Origin of the sequence: uncultured Shimia sp., from assembly GCF_947493595.1 — a bacterium.
Classification (GTDB): domain Bacteria; phylum Pseudomonadota; class Alphaproteobacteria; order Rhodobacterales; family Rhodobacteraceae; genus Shimia.
The window spans coordinates 1-17542 of record NZ_CANLRL010000013.1; the positions used below are offsets into that span (position 1 = coordinate 1).

Annotated in this window: 17 protein-coding genes; 12 read left to right on the plus strand and 5 right to left on the minus strand. The window is 57.6% G+C overall.

Features of this window, described 5'->3' with window-relative positions; genetic code table 11:
• Positions 1-489: 489 nt before the first annotated feature.
• The gene (locus Q0955_RS20015; protein WP_299428419.1) at positions 490-783 is read right to left on the minus strand and encodes a hypothetical protein; all 294 of its coding nucleotides are present in this window, start codon (positions 781-783) and stop codon (positions 490-492) included.
• Positions 784-1061: 278 nt separating this feature from the next.
• Between Q0955_RS20015 and dusA the strand changes: the two genes are divergently transcribed.
• The 3 genes from dusA to Q0955_RS20030 all read left to right on the plus strand — a co-directional run bounded on the left by dusA (position 1062) and on the right by Q0955_RS20030 (position 4655).
• A complete protein-coding gene (gene dusA, locus Q0955_RS20020; protein ID WP_299428422.1) occupies positions 1062-2054 on the plus strand; it encodes a tRNA dihydrouridine(20/20a) synthase DusA in 993 nt (330 codons plus the stop codon).
• A 78-nt stretch (positions 2055-2132) separates the two neighbouring features.
• Positions 2133-2960, plus strand: coding sequence for a sulfite exporter TauE/SafE family protein (locus tag Q0955_RS20025; protein ID WP_299428424.1), 828 nt, complete (start codon positions 2133-2135; stop codon positions 2958-2960).
• A gap of 381 nt (positions 2961-3341) precedes the next feature.
• Positions 3342-4655, plus strand: coding sequence for a calcium-binding protein (locus Q0955_RS20030; protein ID WP_299428427.1), 1314 nt, complete (start codon positions 3342-3344; stop codon positions 4653-4655).
• Between the two features lie 69 nt (positions 4656-4724).
• Here the strand turns inward: Q0955_RS20030 and Q0955_RS20035 are convergent, their stop codons facing one another.
• Genes Q0955_RS20035 through ccmI form a run of 3 tightly spaced genes read right to left on the minus strand, consistent with a single transcriptional unit; the run spans position 4725 to position 6675 of the window.
• Positions 4725-4958, minus strand: a complete 234-nt coding sequence (locus Q0955_RS20035; RefSeq protein ID WP_299428430.1) for a DUF1289 domain-containing protein — start codon at positions 4956-4958, stop codon at positions 4725-4727.
• The gene (ruvX, locus tag Q0955_RS20040; protein ID WP_299428580.1) at positions 4955-5407 is read right to left on the minus strand and encodes a Holliday junction resolvase RuvX; all 453 of its coding nucleotides are present in this window, start codon (positions 5405-5407) and stop codon (positions 4955-4957) included. Before ruvX ends, Q0955_RS20035 begins: the two co-directional genes overlap by 4 nt.
• Before the next feature lie 26 nt (positions 5408-5433).
• A complete protein-coding gene (gene ccmI, locus Q0955_RS20045; RefSeq protein ID WP_299428433.1) occupies positions 5434-6675 on the minus strand; it encodes a c-type cytochrome biogenesis protein CcmI in 1242 nt (413 codons plus the stop codon).
• A gap of 177 nt (positions 6676-6852) precedes the next feature.
• On the opposite strand from ccmI, the gene Q0955_RS20050 reads away from it, so the two are divergent.
• The 8 genes from Q0955_RS20050 to Q0955_RS20085 all read left to right on the plus strand — a co-directional run bounded on the left by Q0955_RS20050 (position 6853) and on the right by Q0955_RS20085 (position 14964).
• Complete coding sequence (locus tag Q0955_RS20050) at positions 6853-8100, plus strand: sarcosine oxidase subunit beta family protein (protein ID WP_299428436.1); 1248 nt, start codon at positions 6853-6855, stop codon at positions 8098-8100.
• Complete coding sequence (locus tag Q0955_RS20055; RefSeq protein WP_299428439.1) at positions 8100-8375, plus strand: hypothetical protein; 276 nt, start codon at positions 8100-8102, stop codon at positions 8373-8375. Before Q0955_RS20050 ends, Q0955_RS20055 begins: the two co-directional genes overlap by 1 nt.
• 316 nt (positions 8376-8691) lie before the next feature.
• A complete protein-coding gene (locus tag Q0955_RS20060) occupies positions 8692-9021 on the plus strand; it encodes a sarcosine oxidase subunit delta (RefSeq protein ID WP_299428442.1) in 330 nt (109 codons plus the stop codon).
• Positions 9018-12032, plus strand: a complete 3015-nt coding sequence (locus tag Q0955_RS20065) for a sarcosine oxidase subunit alpha family protein (protein WP_299428445.1) — start codon at positions 9018-9020, stop codon at positions 12030-12032. Before Q0955_RS20060 ends, Q0955_RS20065 begins: the two co-directional genes overlap by 4 nt.
• A complete protein-coding gene (locus Q0955_RS20070; protein ID WP_299428448.1) occupies positions 12025-12594 on the plus strand; it encodes a sarcosine oxidase subunit gamma family protein in 570 nt (189 codons plus the stop codon). The genes Q0955_RS20065 and Q0955_RS20070 overlap by 8 nt, the downstream gene beginning before the upstream one ends.
• A gap of 44 nt (positions 12595-12638) precedes the next feature.
• On the plus strand, positions 12639-13328 hold the full coding sequence (locus tag Q0955_RS20075) for a hypothetical protein (protein WP_299428450.1): 690 nt from the start codon (positions 12639-12641) through the stop codon (positions 13326-13328).
• A gap of 133 nt (positions 13329-13461) precedes the next feature.
• Positions 13462-14061: a superoxide dismutase gene (locus Q0955_RS20080; protein ID WP_299428453.1), complete on the plus strand. Its 600-nt coding sequence runs from the start codon at positions 13462-13464 to the stop codon at positions 14059-14061.
• A gap of 3 nt (positions 14062-14064) precedes the next feature.
• The gene (locus Q0955_RS20085) at positions 14065-14964 is read left to right on the plus strand and encodes a metallophosphoesterase (RefSeq protein ID WP_299428456.1); all 900 of its coding nucleotides are present in this window, start codon (positions 14065-14067) and stop codon (positions 14962-14964) included.
• Here Q0955_RS20085 and Q0955_RS20090 read toward each other — a convergent pair.
• Complete coding sequence (locus Q0955_RS20090) at positions 14961-15512, minus strand: TIGR00730 family Rossman fold protein (RefSeq protein ID WP_299428459.1); 552 nt, start codon at positions 15510-15512, stop codon at positions 14961-14963. The two genes, Q0955_RS20085 and Q0955_RS20090, sit on opposite strands and share 4 nt — an antisense overlap.
• A gap of 98 nt (positions 15513-15610) precedes the next feature.
• Here Q0955_RS20090 and Q0955_RS20095 point away from each other — a divergent pair, with 98 nt between their 5' ends.
• A complete protein-coding gene (locus tag Q0955_RS20095) occupies positions 15611-17488 on the plus strand; it encodes a LysM peptidoglycan-binding domain-containing protein (RefSeq protein WP_299428462.1) in 1878 nt (625 codons plus the stop codon).
• Positions 17489-17542: the final 54 nt, after the last annotated feature.

The window sequence follows — 17542 nt, forward strand, 5'->3', positions numbered from 1 at the left end:
ATCAAACCAACCAGATGAGCCGAACTCTCTCTTAGTTTAGGCCGCCCTTGGTTCCAAAAACTCTGACGACGCACACAGAACGTGCGTGCACTTCGTCTTCCCACATCGTCCGCATCGCGATTGCTACAGCTTCGACTGGGATGACAGTTCCTCGATCATTCGCCCAGTTAAGCGTTCTTGCGAGATGGGACATGTAGCCTGCTACGGTTTGCGGGGTTCGTTCCTCGGATGACAAAAGGTCGGCAAAATCATACAGTTGTTACTGATTGAGTGTGCCCACCTTGGTTTGGCCAAACTCATGGTTGGCAATGAACTTCAGCGTTTGTTCTGAGGTTCGGGCAAGTTCTGCCCCACGCTGCAGTCGATCTTTGATGACATCAGCAATTGTAGTTTTTGCGACTACATGCAGAGGAAACCCACGTTCCTCAATTTCCAGCAGTCTATTGTTGCGCCAACTCTTGGCCGCAGGGAGCCGAGTGAAAGTCTTGCTCAGGCTGTGTTGTTTGCCATCAATTCGCCGCCGAATTTGGACTGTGTAGGAGAATTTCCCGTCACCAACAGGGCGTCGGTTGATGTTCGGTTCGCTGAAAACCTCTTCTTTCGCAGGTTCGCTTGGCTTCGCGCTGGTAGCCTTTTTTTTGTTGTTGAAGCTTGTAAAGATGATTTCTGAGGTGCGCGAAGCGTTTCACTACCCTGCGGTGCCGGAGGCATGATGGTCGCCCTTGAGTTCGCCAACGTCATCTTACTCAGCATTTCCTGAGTGCTCTTTTCCATTCGTTTCATTTGAATTTCTCTTCTCTGATAATCTTCATGGATGACCTGGGCACAAAATTCGGAAACCGCATCGGAGGTTTGAATCCCTGTGCGCAGCGATTGGTGGAAAGAAAAGGGGGGGGGGACCTCGGCAGTGGATTGGTCCGTTTTCGGACCCCTGTCTGCGCCTTTGAGATGTGCTACACCGTAGCACGCTCGAATCGAAAACCTCGGAAAAACCCCTGAAATACGGTGGAAACAGGGGGAATCGTGTTACGCGGAGTCTAAGGTGAATTGGAGCTAACGCTTTGAAAAATAACGCACAAAAAGCAGCGCGTTTGAGCGTGGCACCCATGATGGACTGGACGGATCGGCATTGTCGCTATCTGCATCGACTGCTGTCCCGTGACACCTTGCTTTATACCGAGATGGTCACGGCGCCGGCGCTTGTGCGTGGGGGAGCGGTGCATTTGCTGGAGCATAATGTCGCCGAACATCCGGTTGCATTGCAGCTTGGCGGTAGTGACCCTGTGGAGCTGGCAGCGGCGACCAAGCTGGGGGCAGATGCGGGCTACGACGAAATCAACCTTAATGTCGGATGCCCATCAGACCGGGTGCAATCCGGAACCTTTGGCGCGGTTTTGATGAAATCCCCGACACTGGTTTCTGAGTGTGTGAAGGCCATGCAAGAGGTTACGGATGTAGACGTCACTGTGAAATGTCGCATCGGGGTGGATGATCAAGAACCCAAAGACGTGCTTCCCAACTTTATCAACGAGTTGCAGGATGTTGGAATCAAAAGAATTTCCATCCATGCGCGTAAAGCGTGGCTGAAGGGGCTGAGTCCGAAAGAAAATCGTGATATTCCGCCGCTGGATTATCCCCTGGTTTATCAAATGAAACGCGACTTTCCCGCGCTGCACCTCTCTATCAATGGCGGGGTGGCCAGTTTGGCGGAGGCTCATAACCATCTGGCAGAAGGTATGGATGGGGTGATGATCGGGCGGGCGGCGTACCACAACCCCACTGATATCTTGAGCACAGCAGATCGCGAGATTTTTGGGGCTGACACTGACGCTGACCCTGTACAGGTGGTCCAGCAGATGTTGCCCTATATTGAGATACATTTGACGCAGGGCGGCAAACTCAATCAAGTCACCCGTCACATGCTGGGTCTGTTTGCAGGGAAGCCCGGGGCGCGGGCGTGGCGCCGATATCTGTCGGAACACGCCACCAAACCCGCCGCCGGGCCAGAGACTGTTGTGGCCGCGCTGCAGCACGTGACCCGGGCCGCCGCCTAAGCTGCCGCGCCAGGTCTGCTTGCAGATCAACAGGATTTGCGCTTTACCTCGCCGCGAAACGCACGCCCGGAGAAACCTATGGCCCAAGATCCCGCTTTGCTGATTCAAATGCTGTTACTTTTGCTGGCGATTGGCGGCGTGGCCGGTGTTTTGGCTGGCCTGTTGGGAGTGGGCGGCGGCATTGTCTTGGTGCCTGCATTTTTCTATGCCTTCCAAGCGCTTGGCTATGATGGCCCGCAGTTGATGCAGGTCTGTCTGGCGACCTCGCTGGCGACCATCATCGTGACATCGCTGCGCTCTGTGGCGAGTCATAACAAAAAGGGCGCGGTGGACTGGGGCATCCTGCGGACATGGGCTCCCGGCATTGTCGTGGGCGCCTTCATTGGCGTGTTGGTGGCGGCCAATCTGCGTTCCGTGACGCTGCAAATAGTCTTTGGATCTTTGGCGCTGGTGATCGGGGCCTACATGGGGTTTGGCAAAGCGCATTGGCGGTTGGGACAGACGATGCCCGCTGGTCTGCCTCGGCTCATTGTGAGCCCCTGTGTTGGATTTTTATCGGTTCTGATGGGCATTGGCGGTGGCAGTTTTGGCGTGCCGTTGATGACCTTGTTTAATGTGCCGATCCACCGCGCAGTGGCAACCGCTGCCGGGTTCGGGGTGACCATCGCTGTGCCCGCGGTTATCGGATTTTTGTTTATGGAGATCGATCCCGCGACGCGGCCGCCATTTACCGTAGGCGCAGTGAACATGGTCGCTTTTGGATTGATTATTGCGATGACGTTGCTGACCGCGCCGCTTGGGGTCAAGCTGGCTCATGCGATGGACCCAAAACCGCTCAAGCGGGTGTTTGCTGTGTTCTTGACTTTGGTAGCGTTGAACATGTTGCGCAAGGCGGCAGGGCTTTAATTCCAAAGCTGTTTCGGCGTCCTACATTTGGCTGCGCGAGGTCAGGAATGCTCTACTATAGGTGGAGACCGAAGCCGGCTATTCTCAATAGGACGATTCGGATTGCGGGTGTGTCATCGCCTCACACGGCAGAGTGATACCTGTCTTGAGCTCTGTATCTCACGCAATGCGCAAGATGGCCTGCGGCAATCGTGGCGATTAAGCCGCAGATTTTTCATCTAAAAGTAGGCATTTCCCGAGCTGGCGTTTCTGTCTTGGAAACTTTGAGTTGGCCGCAGTTGCATTGTTTCGATCTCGGAACCGCCGCAAAATGTTTGCTTAATATTCCAGTAAATTTTGTATAGAGTTGAGGAAATTCTTTTCAGAATATGGGTGTAAGTGATGCAATTACTTTGGATTTTGGGCGTTGCGCTTGGCTTGGCTGTTATCTACGAGGTGACTTCGGATGATGACGACAACACTGCAGATCCGGAAACAAACGATGATCCGACAACGGGTGATCCCACAACAACCGGTGGTGATCCGATAGATCCCACGGACCCGGACGATCCTACAGATCCCTCAGATCCAGAAGAGCCTACCGTGACAACCGCTGATCCGATCACGGGCACTGACGAAGCGGATACACTGGCCGGCACCGAGGAAGGCGAGCGGATTGAAGGCGATGCAGGCGGTGACGCTGTCACGGGGCTTGGCGGGGATGACACCATTATTGGTGGTGACGGTGAAGACGCCATCGATGGCGGCGAAGGCAACGACAAGATCGCTGGTGGTAACGACGCGGACACCTTGACCGGTGGTGCTGGCGATGACCTGATGGGCGGCGGCACCTCCGATGACAGCCTGACCGGTGATGCCGGGGCTGATACGCTGTTTGGCGGGTGGGGTGATGACACGCTCGACGGTGGCGACGACGACGACAGCCTTTTGGGTGGTCTGGGCCTAGATTCCCTGTCCGGCGGATTGGGCAACGACGCTCTGGCTGGCGAAGACGGAAACGACACACTGGATGGTGGCGAAGGTGATGACAGCCTGCTGGGCGGTGACGGCAATGACAGCCTGACCGGCGGCGAAGGCAATGACTCGCTTTGGGGCGGCAACAGCGATGACACGCTGGAAGGCGGCGAGGGGGATGATCACCTCTCCGGCCAAACCTCTGACGACAGCCTGAACGGTGGCGCAGGCGCGGATACGCTTCTGGGTGGTCGCGGCAATGACACGCTGATTGGTGGCGTTGGCGAGGACAGCATGGAAGGTGGCCTTGGTGATGACGTCTTTGTTGGCATCGAAGATGGCTCTGATGACGAGTCGATTGCGGCCAGCGACGAATTGGATGCAGACACCATGCGCGGTGGTGACGGCAACGACACCTTTGTTCTCGGTTCCGGCGATGTTGCCGAGGGCGGCGCTGGCGTAGACACCTTTGCCTCCGGGACCTGGGTGGATGCGGACAACCTGCCGGTCATCGAAGACTTTGACGTGGCCGAAGACGTCTTCGCACTGCTGGTGCCGGAAGGCGAAGGCACAGGCACAGTGACTGTTGATGCCGATGCGGATGCGGGCGAGGGCTGGTTCACGGTCTCGTATGACGGCGTCCCGGTTGCCACCGTCTTTGGCGCGGGCATGACACCGGCCAATGTGTCGGTTGTGGAAACGGACGTGGTGGAATCTGCAACGCCGGTCGCAACGCCATAAGACCATAGGTATTAAACGAGAAAAGCGCGCTCATTCGGGCGCGCTTTTTGTTTGGGCTGGTGTTTGAATTTAACGCTTCAGGCGTGCGGTCCGGCCGCCTCGGCGTTTCTTCAACCGCGGCGCGCGGGTGGGCAGCTCTTGCATGATCTCGCTGCGCTCTTCGGGTGGCATCTTGGACCAGCGGGTGATTTCATCAATGCTTCGCAGACAGCCGGTGCAGATCCGCTCCTCAGGATGCACAACGCAGACTTGTATGCAGGGGCTTTCCACTTCGGCGCGTTTCCACACGGTGTCTTTGCTCACGATGGGCTCCCAAGATGGTTCAAACGGTCCAGAACTCCTTGCAGGATATAGGAGGCTGCCACGTGGTCGATCACCTCTGCGCGACGCTTGCGTGACGTATCCGCCTCCAACAGCGCCCGTTCGGCGGCTACGGTGGACAATCGTTCGTCCCAGAAGCCAATAGGCACCTCCACCAGGGCGGAGAGGTTGCGGGCAAAGGCGCGGGTGGATTGCGCCCGCGGACCTTCACTGCCGTCCATATTCATTGGCAACCCAAGGATGATCCCGCCAATGCTCCGGTCCTTGATGATTTCAATGAGCCGTTGGGCATCGACGCCAAATTTCTTGCGCTTCACTGTTTCAATGGGCGTTGCCACAGAACGAAAACTGTCACTCACCGCCACACCTATGGTTTTTGTGCCCAGGTCTAGGCCCATGAGTGCCTGCATTGGCGGCAGGTTCGGCGCCATTTCTTCGATGCTTTGGAAGATTTCGCTCACTGTAGAACCCCGGCCTGTGCTGCCCCAGCACGGACAATTTCCAGCGCTTCCGGAGCCTGGGCAAACACTTGCTGTGCTTCGGTCCAGATGGCCTGTGCGCGTTCTGTATTGCCCAAGACACCATAGGCCCCGATCAACCGAGCCCATTCCTGTGGCGTGCCGCCTTCGGTGGCCAAACGATCCGACAGTTGGTCGACCATGCCCTGAATCATCGCCTGACGGTCTTCAATATCCAACTCACCAGCGGCTTCCATGTCTTCGGCTGTTGGGCCGGACAGCCCGTCCGGACTATGTGCCGGAACAGGAGCGGGCATTTTGTAGTCGATGCCCGCATACCAGGCCAATTCTGTAATGGTGGCGCGGATGGATGGCACCCAAGGCGCATCGTTGGGGCTTTGGCGTAGCACTTGATCCCAAATGCGGAAAGTTGCATCTGGACGGCCGGTTTGCCACATCATCAAGCCCATGTAGTATCGTGCCAGATTGTTAAATGGGTCCAGCTCCAGCGCCTGCTTTAAGCTGGCTTCCGCCTCGGGCGAGACGTAATCACCCGCTGCCGAGATCAGCAGGTTGGCGTGCAACACATAATCACCGGCGGTAACAGCTGCGCCTTTGAGTTCAATGACTTTGGCTTGTGCTGCGTAGGCGGCGGGCAGGTTGCCCAGATTGGCCTCGTTGCGCGCCAGAAGCTCTTGCCCGCGCAAGTCCTCAGGGTTCTCCTCCACAGCCGCACGCAGTTTGGTCATCAGCTCCATAAACTCTTCACCGGCGTCTGGTGCAGGGCGCGCCGGGACTTTGGTTTCCGCTACGGACTGGCTGTCGCGGTTGTCACGGCGTGTTTGTGCTTCAGCCGCGCGGTCTTGCAGCGGCATGTCACGGTAGCCCGGCGCCCCCAGCTTATAGTAAAGCCCAAAGCTGCCGCCCAGAACCGCAAGCCCAAGCACGGCTGCAGCTACGGCGGCGTGCCGACGGCCACCGGTTTCGCCGTTTTCTGCTTTTTGCATCTGTGCATCTGCGGCCAGAATGCGACGGGAAATTTCGGTTTTCATGCGTGTCGCGTCTTCTGCGCCAATCACGCCACGGGCTTGATCCTTATCGACCTCTTTGAGCTGGTCGCGATAGACCTGCAAATCATATGCGGCGGGGTGGTCTTCGTCCTCGGCGCGGCGCGTCAATGCGAGCGCAAACAAGCCAACGGTCACAAGGGCGAGGGCAGCTGCAACAATCCAGAAAATCATGTGGCCTCCTAAGTGCTGGACCACATGTAGTGCCGCTGGCAGGTGGCTGAAAGCAAAATCGGCATTCTGACGCGACATGTCGCAACCGGAGCGCAAATAGGCGCTTTAACCCCCGTGACCGGCTTAGCAAAAAGTTCATAAACTGAGAGAAGTTGCCTCCTATTCGGAATCACGCTCATGAGAAAATATTCAGCCTTTGCCATCGCTCGCGAAGCCGCCCGGTTCCATACGGGTTGGGAACGTGCGTGGCGCTCTCCGGAACCTAAGAAGAAGTATGACGTGATCATTGTGGGCGCCGGTGGCCACGGCCTCGCGACTGCTTTCTACCTGGGTAAGAATTTTGGCATTACCAATGTTGCCATTATCGAAAAAGGCTGGCTTGGCGGCGGCAACACGGGGCGTAACACGACGATCATCCGCTCCAACTATCTGCAGGACAGCTCCGCCGCGCTCTATGAGAAAGCGCGCTCTCTTTATGAGACCATGAGCCAGGACTTGAACTACAACGTCATGTTCTCCCCGCGCGGCGTGATCATGCTGGCACAGACCGAACATGAGGTGCGCGGCTATCAGCGCACCGCGCACGCCAACGCTCTGCAGGGCGTGACCACCGAATTCATCGGGCCTGAGCGTGTGAAAGAACTGGTGCCGATCATCAACATCGACGGCCCACGTTATCCGGTGTTGGGTGGCCTCTGGCAAGCGCGTGGTGGCACTGGCCGCCATGATGCGGTGGCCTGGGGATATGCCCGTGCCTGTTCCGATATGGGAATGGATATTATTCAGAAATGTGAAGTGGTTGGCGTGCGGTCTGAAGGTGGAAATGTGGTGGGTGTGGACACCACTAAGGGCCCGATCGACTGTGACAAGCTTGGCCTTGTGGTGGCGGGCAACTCCGGCGACCTCGCCAATATGGCAGGCTTCCGTCTGCCGATGGAATCTGTGGCGCTGCAGGCGCTGGTGTCCGAGCCGATCAAACCTTGCATGGATGTGGTGGTCATGGCCAACACCGTGCACGGCTATATGTCTCAGTCCGACAAGGGCGAGATGGTGATCGGCGGTGGCACTGACGGGTTCAACAACTACACTCAGCGTGGATCGTTTCACCACGTAGAAGAAACCGTGCGCGCACTTTGTGAAACCTTCCCAATGGTCAGCCGCCTCAAGATGCTGCGCCAGTGGGGTGGCATCGTGGATGTGACCGGCGATCGCTCTCCGGTGATTGGCAAAACGCCTCTGGGCAACTGCTTTATCAACGCCGGCTGGGGCACCGGCGGCTTCAAAGCCATTCCGGGCGGCGGCTGGGCCACAGCCGAGCTGATCGCCAAAGGCGAGCCTGGGCCGTTGGCAGCAGAGTTTGGCATGGAGCGGTTTATCGAAGGTCGGTTTATTGATGAAAGCGTCGCAGCAGGGGTGGCACACTGATGGCGACCCGCAAAGATAACTCGCTTTCTGAGCTGCATTTGGAGCTTTTGTCGAATGAGCGAACACCTTGCGGTGCCGTCCTTTCCGAACTTGAGAAAGGGAGAAGAGCTGGGCGTGACGCGAATTATGAAAGCAATACTCTTGGTTTTGAGTACTCGGCGGACAGCGATACAGTGAGCGTTTTTGCGACCTTCAACGGAGGCGAAGACGAAGTAACTTTGCCGTTCGCGGCGTTTGAAGCCGCTTTGCGCCAAGCTCGAATGGGAGGTTCATGATGGATTTTCTTCTCCCTCTCAGTCTCGTTCGCCCGGCAAAGCCGGGCCGCGCCCGACCCTCCCCACGGGAGGGCGCTTTCAGCACCCACCCAGGGTCAGGCGCGACCCTTCGGTCTAGGCTAATCCCAATGACTGCCGGAGTTGCGATCTTAATCTGGTGGCGAGCCTTGGCGTTCACCGCTGTCTTTGCGACGTGTGCCGCGCCAACCAATGTAAAACGCTCCGACAATCAGCAAAGCTGCTGGAAGTATCTGAAAAATCGGTTTCATGGCTTCAGCCTAAGCGCGCAAACCATCAATTCCAAGGAGTTCGCACCATGCTAACCCTTCAATGCCCCTATTGCGGCGTCTGGGCCGAGGAAACCGAGCTTCACGCCGAAGGCGAGGCTCACCTCAAGCGGCACGGACCCGGCTCCGCAGATCATGACTTCGAGAGCTACCTCTTCATGCGCGAAAACCCCAAAGGCGTGCATTTTGAGCGCTGGCGGCACGCATCGGGCTGCGGCAAGTTCTTCCACGCCGCGCGCTGTACCATGACACTTGAGGTCTTTGGCACCTATCCGGCGCAAACGCTGGAGCCGCCGCAAGACATCAAAGACAAGATCACGGCCAAATATCCCGGCTGGACCTGGAGGGAGTTCTCATGAGCACACGTCTGACCACTGGCGGGCGCCTGTTGGACAAATCCAAGCAGGTGACATTCTCCTTTAACGGCAAGCAGTTCACCGGCTTTGACGGCGACACGCTGGCCTCTGCATTGCTGGCAAATGACCAGATGCTGATGGGCCGCTCGTTCAAATACCACCGGCCACGCGGCGTAGTCGCCTCGGGCGCCGAAGAGCCCAACGCGCTGGTAAATCTTGGCAAAGGCGGCAAGTTTGAGCCTAACCAACGCGCCACCACCACCGAGTTATATGACGGGCTGACCTGCACCAGCCAGAACCACTGGCCCAGCCTCGAATTCGACGTGGGCGTGGTCAACAACTACGCCGCCCGCGCACTGCCGGCTGGTTTCTACTACAAAACATTCATGGCGCCCGCGGCGGCTTGGAAACATGTGTTTGAACCAATCGTGCGCCACTCGGCTGGCTTGGGTAAAGCGCCGAAGGACCGCGATGCGGATCGGTATGAGCATTTCTATGCCTTCTTTGACGTGGTTGTTGTGGGCGGCGGTGTCGCTGGCCTGATGGCGGCCAAAGCGGCGGGGCAATCCGGTGCCAAAGTCCTTCTGATGGAGCAAACCGCCCATTGGGGCGGCCGCGCGCCGGTGGATGGCGGCAAGGTCGATGGCGTGAAGGTGGATGACTTCATCGACGCCACCGTGGCCGAGCTTCAGGCGATGGACAACGTCACTCTGCGCAACCGCATGATGGGGGCGGGGGTCTATGACCACGGTTATATCCTCGGCTACGAGCGTCTGACCGATCACGCGCCTCTGATGGATGGTCCGCGCCATCGCCTGTGGCGCATCCGTGCCAAGCAGATTGTGACGGCCACAGGCGCCATCGAGCGTCCGCTGTCCTTTGCAGGTAACGACATCCCCGGCGTGATGCTGGCCAGCGCGATGCGCGATTACATCGTCAACCATGGTGTGAGCTCCGGCGACCGCGTGGTGGTTGTGGCCAACAATGATGACGCCTATCGCACGGCCTTTACGCTTAAAATCCACGGTCTCGATGTGCCGGTGATCTTGGACTCCCGTCCAAATGGCGGTGGACCGCTGGCCGATGCGGCACGGGAGCAGGGCTTCCACGTCGAAAACGGCAAGGGCATTGCCAAGGTCAAAGGCGGCAAGCGCGTGACTGGCGTGGCGATCTGTGCACAAGCGGGCGAGGGCGCCGTGCTGGAAGAGATCGCCTGTGACGCGGTGGCCATGTCCGGCGGTTGGTCGCCAGTGGTGCACCTCTGGTCTCATTGCGGCGGTAAGCTGATCTGGGATGAGGCGCAGGCGCATTTCCGTCCTGATCCGGACCGTGCGCCCACCAGCCATGATGGCAAGCCGTTTGTCGCCACCGCTGGTACCGCAAGTGGTCCACTCAAACTGGATGAGGTTCTGGTGGACGGTCTGAAAGCGGGTGAAGCTGCGGCCGAAGCGGCTGGCTTCGCTGTGACCGTGGCTGACGCGCCCAAAGGCGAGGTGCACGACGAAGCGCCGCTGCAAGCCTGTTGGTTGATGCCGCAGGGCGCGGGGCCAAAACTGCGCATGAAAGCCTGGCTGGACTATCAGAACGATGTGAAAGTGTCAGACGTGAAACTGGCCGCGCAGGAAGGCTATGAAAGCGTGGAGCACACCAAGCGCTACACCACGCTCGGCATGGCCACTGATCAGGGTAAATTGAGTAATATCAATGGATTGGCGGTACTTTCTAATGCGCTCAATCAGCCCATTCCGGCCACGGGTACGACAACATTCCGTCCGCCGTACACGCCGATCTCCATGGGCGCGATTGCGGGCGAAGCGCGCGACGAGGTGTTCCAACCGCTGCGCCGCACGCCAATCCACGAGTGGCATGAGGCCAACGGTGCCTTCTTTGAACCGGTTGGCCATTGGCGGCGTCCGTATTGCTTCCCACGGGGGAGCGAAAGCCATGCTGATGCAGTGAGCCGTGAAATCCGCCAGACCCGCGACAGTGTTGGGCTTCTGGATGCATCCACGCTGGGTAAGATCATCGTCAAAGGCCCGGATGCCGGCAAATTCCTCGACATGATGTACACAAACATGATGTCGACGCTGAAGCCGGGCAAATGCCGCTATGGCCTGATGTGCAACGAAAACGGCTTCCTGATCGATGACGGGGTTGTGGCCCGCATCGATGAGGACACCTTCCTGTGTCACACCACCACCGGCGGGGCCGAGCGCATCCACGGCTGGATGGAAGACTGGCTGCAATGCGAATGGTGGGACTGGCAGGTCTATACTGCCAACGTCACCGAGCAATACGCGCAAATCGCCGTCGTGGGTCCGAATGCCCGCAAGGTGATCGAGAAGCTTGGCGGTGAGATGGATGTCTCCAAAGAAGGCCTCGCCTTTATGGAGTGGAAAGACGGCAAGATTGGCGACTTTGACGCCCGCGCGTACCGTATCTCCTTCTCCGGTGAGCTGTCCTACGAAATTGCCGTTCCTGCGAGCCAAGGCCGCGCGTTCTGGGATGCGCTGCTGGAGGCCGGCAAAGAATTTAGTATCATGCCCTATGGCACCGAAGCGCTGCACGTGATGCGGGCCGAAAAAGGTTTCATCATGATTGGCGATGAGACCGACGGCACGGTGATCCCGCAGGATCTCAACATGCAGTGGGCGATCTCCAAGAAGAAAGAAGACTTCCTGGGCAAACGCGCGCAGATGCGCGACCACATGGCCTCTGAGGACCGCTGGAAACTGGCGGGCTTTGAAACCGAAGACGGCTCGGTCATTCCTGATGGGTCTTACATTGTCGATCATGGCACCAATGCCAATGGGCAGCGTAACACACAAGGCCGCGTGACCTCGACTTACTATTCCCCGACATTGGATCGCGGCATTGCCATGGGCCTCATTCACGGCGGCATGAAGCGTTTGGGTGATGTGGTGGAGTTCAACAAAGTGAACGGCAGCACCGTGAAGGCCAAAGTGGTTGATCCGGTGTTCTATGACAAAGACGGGGAGAAGCAGAATGTCTAAGGCTGTGAGCGCCCTGGATGGCGCGACTTTTGAAGGGTTTGCCAAAGTCGCTGAGACCGGCCTGCGCGGCATGATCACGGTGCGTGGCGATCTGGCGTCCAAAGAGATGGCAGCGGCGGTGAAAGCGACAACCGGCGCGGCGGTGCCTGCGCAGCGCAAAGTTGTGACTGGAGACAAAGGTGCCGTGGCGTGGATGTCGCCGGACGAACTACTGGTTGTCGTAGACTATGATCAAGCTGAGGCCGCCGTTGCCCAGATGAATGAGGCACTAAAAGGCAGCCATGCGCTGGTGGCCAACGTGTCCGACGCCCGTGCGGTGTTCCGGCTGACTGGTGATGGCAATCGTGACGTGTTGGCCAAACTTGCGCCTGTTGATTTTGCTCATGAGGCCTTTGGTGCGGATGACATCCGTCGCTCCCGGATTGCGCAGGTGCCTGCGGCTGTTTGGGGCAATGCGGACGGCAGCTTTGAAGTCATCTGCTTCCGTTCTGTGGCGCAATATGTGTTTGATGTGCTCAAAGTCTCCGCCGAAGTTGGCGGTGAAGTCAATCACTTAGGATAAACTCCTGCCTTGTCAAATTCTGCTGCGTATGGGAGCGTCGCGCCATGCGCAGCAGAGTTCTTAGTACGGCGATTTTCCGAAACTTGATGGGTGGGCACCTGTCCGTTTCCGATACGTTTTGGTTTGGCTTTGTTGGTGTCAGCCTCATCCTCAACCTGCTGACCTTGGTGCTTGCCGGTCCTCTAACCACTCTTAGTCTGACTGTTGGCGCATGGGCCGCTAAGTCCTTTTCGGTGGTCTGGCTGCTGGGCTGCATAGCTTACACGCTAATGATTTTTCGCGCCCTTTGGCGCAGCATGTGGCGGCACGGCTTTGTAAACACCCTCTCGATTGCTGGGCTGCTACTGGTTGTGGCTCTGTTGGGGCGCTGCGGATACGGGCTTGTTTCGGTGTTTGGCACCGGCCTGCCCATGTCACGTGCCGCCGTGCTACATGAAATTGATGCGATGCGTCTGACGCTGCCACGCAACATTGAAGCGGATGCAACACTTGTCGCTGTTGACCTCATCGGAACCACTTATGAAATGACCGTTCAATTGCAGGGGGCAGGCCTTGTTGGGCGTTACGTCGATCTCATGGACACCGAGATCGGGCCTCAGATTTGTGCCACACACGAAGCCTTGCTGCGCAGCACAGCAGTTGAGCGCATGGAAACGCTTTACATCGCAAATGACGGCGAATTTCGCACCGTTTTGCAGGCTGATGACTGCCTGCGGTATCTGGATCGTCGGTAGGCCCCAACGGCGTTCCACGCGCATAAATCCACAAATTCTGTGCAGAAAAACAACTTGGTGGCGCTTGACCTTTGGCTGTGAATTGTCACATCTAATGCCAACGGAAACTTGCTTACGAACAGGGAGCACCCCCATGGCTTTTGAACTTCCCGATCTTCCATATGCCCACGACGCACTGGCCGACAAGGGCATGTCCGCAGAGACGCTGGAATTCCACCACGACCTGCACCACAATGCTTACGTGACCAACGGCAATGCCGCCATCGCAGGCACAGAGTGGGAAAACAAGTCTCTCGAAGAGATCATCGTTGGCACCTACGACGCCAAATCCGTTGCGCAAAACGGCATCTTCAACAACATCTCCCAGCTGTGGAACCACAACCAGTTCTGGGAAATGATGGGCCCGGGCGCAAACGCCATGCCAGGTGAGCTGGAAAAAGCGCTGGTTGAGTCCTTTGGCTCGGTTGACGAATTCAAATCCCAGTTCTCTGCCGCAGGCGCAGGTCAGTTTGGCTCCGGCTGGTGCTGGTTGGTGAAAAACGCAGACGGCTCCCTGGCAGTGACCAAGACCGAAAACGGCGTGAACCCACTGTGCTTCAACCAGACCGCGCTCTTGGGCTGTGACGTATGGGAGCACTCCTACTACATCGACTTCCGCAACAAGCGTCCGGTCTACCTGACCAACTTCCTGGACAACCTGGTAAACTGGGAAAACGTTGCATCCCGGATGTAATCCGTGACCCGACGTGGTTTTATCAAAGGCCTGCTGGGAGTGATCCTGGCAGGCTTTTTTGCGGCCACTTATGGCTTCTTTATTGAACCGGCGCTGCGTCTGCGGGTGAAAAAGTGGCGTATCAAACGTGATGACTGGACCGCGCCACCGCTGAGAATTGCGGTGTTGTCCGACCTGCATGTGGGGGAACCTTATGTCGGGTTAGGGCGCATTGAGCAACTGGTGGCGCGTGTTAACGCGCTGGACGCTGATCTTGTGTTGCTCCTGGGGGACTATGCGGCAGGGCATCACTTCATCACCAAACCTGTAAAAATCCGCGATGTTGCACCAATCCTCGGCAAGCTAAAAGCTAAGCAAGGGGTGTTTGGCGTTTTGGGCAATCACGATTGGTGGGATGACCTTAGCGCGCAGAAACGAGGCGGCGGCCCAAATTTGTACAGCGAAGCGCTGCAGTCGCATGGAATTACTATGTTGTCTAATCAGGCGCTAAAGCTTGAAACACATGGGATTTGGCTGGCTGGTCTGGAGGATCAAATTGCAATCCGTCGGAATGGAAAGTGGCAAGGATTGGATGACTTGCCAGGGACTTTGTCGCAAATAGCGGATGACGGCGCGCCAGTTGTGATGATGGCGCATGAACCTGACATTTTTTCTAAAATGCCCAGTCGCGTCAGCCTAACACTTTCAGGTCATACACACGGTGGGCAAGTGAGACTATTTGGATGGTCTCCGATAGTGCCCTCACGCTTTGGCAACCGGTTTGCCTACGGTCATGTGCGTGAGGAAGGCCGTGACCTCGTAGTCTCAGGCGGCATCGGCTGCTCGATTATGCCCGTGCGTTTTGGTGTGGTCCCAGAGATCACCGTTGTGGAAATCTCCGGAACCGACAAGGGCATGGCCTAGCTAAACGCCCGATCCAGGATCGCTTCCATCTGAGCCACATCATCCGCCACATGGATGAAATCCTTCAAGCTCTGCTCGGCAAAGCCTTGTGCAATGACGTGATCCAGCAATCCAACCAGTGGGTCCCAGAAGCCGTTCACGTTCAGCACCACAATCGGCTTTTCGTGCAGGCCCAGCTGGCGCCAAGTCAGCACCTCAAAGAACTCGTCGAGCGAGCCCGCACCGCCCGGCAGCACCACAATGGCGTCGCAGTTCATGAACATAACCTTTTTGCGCTCGTGCATGTTCTCGGTCACGATGAAATTGGTCAGATCGCGTTTGCCGACCTCCCATTCCAGCAGGTGGGTAGGGATCACGCCAAAGGTGTCTGCGCCCGCCGCTTGAGCGGCATTGGCCACCGCACCCATCAGCCCAACATCGCCCGCGCCATAGACCAGACGCCAGTTTTTGTCACCAAATCGTGCCCCAAAGGCTTCCGCCGCTTCCTTATAGGCGACATCGCCGCCAAAACGTGATCCACAAAAGACACAGATCGAGCGTGTGGTCATGAAATTCTCCAATATGTTCAAAGCTCTTTTGACCAGCAATATCTGGGTTGTTAGGGTCTCTCAACCAAATGACAGCCGACTTCGGGGGATATTCGGCGATGAGTGACAAAGCATCAATTTTCAGCGGCAATGTGGTCTGGGTGGCCGGAGTTGTGGTGGCGATGGGCGTCTCTGTCTTTGCGCTGGTGTCGACGGGTGTGTTGGATGGCAGCGATCAAATCGTCGATGACACCACCGCAAGCGAAACAACCGCTGTTGCACCTGAAGCAACGCCAGATGTATCAGAACAGACTGCTGAGGCCGTTTCTGAGCCTGAGGCGCGGCCGGCACCATCGGAAACGCAGGCGCAAGTCGCTGAGGGGGCTGAAGGCGCTGCACCAGTTGCGGAACCCGAGCCAAATCAAGAGCAGGTGGCTGCCGCACTTGCGCCGGTTGAGGAAGAGCCCGCGCCTACCATCGCCCCAAGTTTTGATCTGGTGCGTGTAGACGCCGAAGGCAACACGGTGGTGGCTGGAGCGGCTGCGCCAGGTGCCATGTTGGGCATTCTGCTGGACGGTGCTGAGGTCGCTTTGGCGCCTGTGGACACAGCGGGTAAATTTGCCGCCATTCTGGCCATTGAACCAAGTGAGGCACCACGCGTGCTGAGCCTTGTGGAGCGTCGCGCGGACGGTGATGTGCCGTCGGACGCCACGGTGATCGTGGCGCCTGTTGTGGCCGTTGCTGAGGCTGTTGTGGCGCCCGAGGTGGTGGAAGATCCTGTCGCGACGGACGTAGCGGAGCCAAAGGTCACACAAGCGAATGCTGAGTCGGAGGTCGTCACTACCGAGGTGAAAGACGCGGCAACAGATGATGTTGTTGCTGAGACCGAAGAAACTGCACTTCAGGTGAACAGCGATGAGCAACCCATTGAAGAGGTTGTTGAAAGCGTAAGTGAAGAGCCAGTTGAAGAAGCGCCGAAACCTGAAGCCAAAGAAGAGACAACTACGGCAGTACCTGCGCCGAAACCCAAGGCGCCAGCGGTAATCGTGTCGGATTCCGAAGGTGTGCGCGTGGTACAACCGGCCGCGCCGAAAGAGGCCACACCCGAGGTTCTGGCTGCCGTGTCGATTGACTCAATCAGCTACACCGATGCCGGTGCGGTGATGGTCTCCGGACGTGGCAACCCAAGTGCTTTTGTGCGGCTGTATTTGGACAACGCCTTGGCTGCGACCACAAAGATTGACGACGCGGGCCTGTGGTCTACCCAACTGGAAGACGTGGCCGGCGGGTTGTACGAATTGCGCGCGGATGAGGTCGATGAAACCGCCAACGTGCTCTCCCGCGTGGTGACGCCGTTCAAACGCGAAACCCCGGAAACTGTCGCAAAGGCCCGTGCTCAGGCGGAAGCTGTAGCTGAGGCAGAGACCTCAGCGCAGGCGCCAGAAACGCCTGCAAGTGTGGCGTCGGAGGACAATGACGTGTCGGTTGGCACCGCAAGTGAAACAATTGCGGTAAAAAGCGCAGAAGGCACTGATGAGGATGAGGCAGCGCCAGAGTCTGCACCTGTGGTTGCGGATGTCTCGGGCACAGGTGTGTCAGTGGCCGCAAACCAGGCAGAGATAGCATCCGAAAAAGCCGCGGAGGCAGTGCAAGAGCAACCTGCTGAAGAAGTCGCGCAGGCGGATGCAGCTGCCACCGAACCAACGTCCGTACCGTCGGAGACAGCACAGGCGCAACCCGAGGAAGTCACCTCACCAGAACAAACCACGGCAACCAGCGAAGCAGAATTGGAACCAGCTGGGGAGCCGGAGCCTGTAACCGCACAACCACCAGTTCGCATTGTGACCGTACAGCCAGGCGCCACCCTCTGGGCCATTGCGCGGGACCGTTATGGCGAAGGCCAATTGTATTTGCAGGTGTTTGAAGCCAACAAAGACAAAATCCGCGACCCGGATCTGATCTATCCGGGGCAGGTCTTTTCGGTGCCAGAAGAATAACGCGCGCAGGGCTGGCAAGTCCTGCAACCTATGATTAGGTTTGTCAGGCTCACC

Bases quoted from the DNA above. Each gene is read 5' to 3' on its own strand.
- Q0955_RS20015 (WP_299428419.1), bottom strand. From the start codon at position 783: ATGAAACGAATGGAAAAGAGCACTCAGGAAATGCTGAGTAAGATGACG.
- Q0955_RS20025 (WP_299428424.1), top strand. From the start codon at position 2,133: ATGGCCCAAGATCCCGCTTTGCTGATTCAAATGCTGTTACTTTTGCTG.
- Q0955_RS20030 (WP_299428427.1), top strand. From the start codon at position 3,342: ATGCAATTACTTTGGATTTTGGGCGTTGCGCTTGGCTTGGCTGTTATC.
- ruvX (WP_299428580.1), bottom strand. From the start codon at position 5,407: ATGGCGCCGAACCTGCCGCCAATGCAGGCACTCATGGGCCTAGACCTG.
- ccmI (WP_299428433.1), bottom strand. From the start codon at position 6,675: ATGATTTTCTGGATTGTTGCAGCTGCCCTCGCCCTTGTGACCGTTGGC.
- Q0955_RS20050 (WP_299428436.1), top strand. From the start codon at position 6,853: ATGAGAAAATATTCAGCCTTTGCCATCGCTCGCGAAGCCGCCCGGTTC.
- Q0955_RS20055 (WP_299428439.1), top strand. From the start codon at position 8,100: ATGGCGACCCGCAAAGATAACTCGCTTTCTGAGCTGCATTTGGAGCTT.
- Q0955_RS20060 (WP_299428442.1), top strand. From the start codon at position 8,692: ATGCTAACCCTTCAATGCCCCTATTGCGGCGTCTGGGCCGAGGAAACC.
- Q0955_RS20065 (WP_299428445.1), top strand. From the start codon at position 9,018: ATGAGCACACGTCTGACCACTGGCGGGCGCCTGTTGGACAAATCCAAG.
- Q0955_RS20070 (WP_299428448.1), top strand. From the start codon at position 12,025: ATGTCTAAGGCTGTGAGCGCCCTGGATGGCGCGACTTTTGAAGGGTTT.
- Q0955_RS20075 (WP_299428450.1), top strand. From the start codon at position 12,639: ATGCGCAGCAGAGTTCTTAGTACGGCGATTTTCCGAAACTTGATGGGT.
- Q0955_RS20080 (WP_299428453.1), top strand. From the start codon at position 13,462: ATGGCTTTTGAACTTCCCGATCTTCCATATGCCCACGACGCACTGGCC.
- Q0955_RS20090 (WP_299428459.1), bottom strand. From the start codon at position 15,512: ATGACCACACGCTCGATCTGTGTCTTTTGTGGATCACGTTTTGGCGGC.
- Q0955_RS20095 (WP_299428462.1), top strand. From the start codon at position 15,611: ATGAGTGACAAAGCATCAATTTTCAGCGGCAATGTGGTCTGGGTGGCC.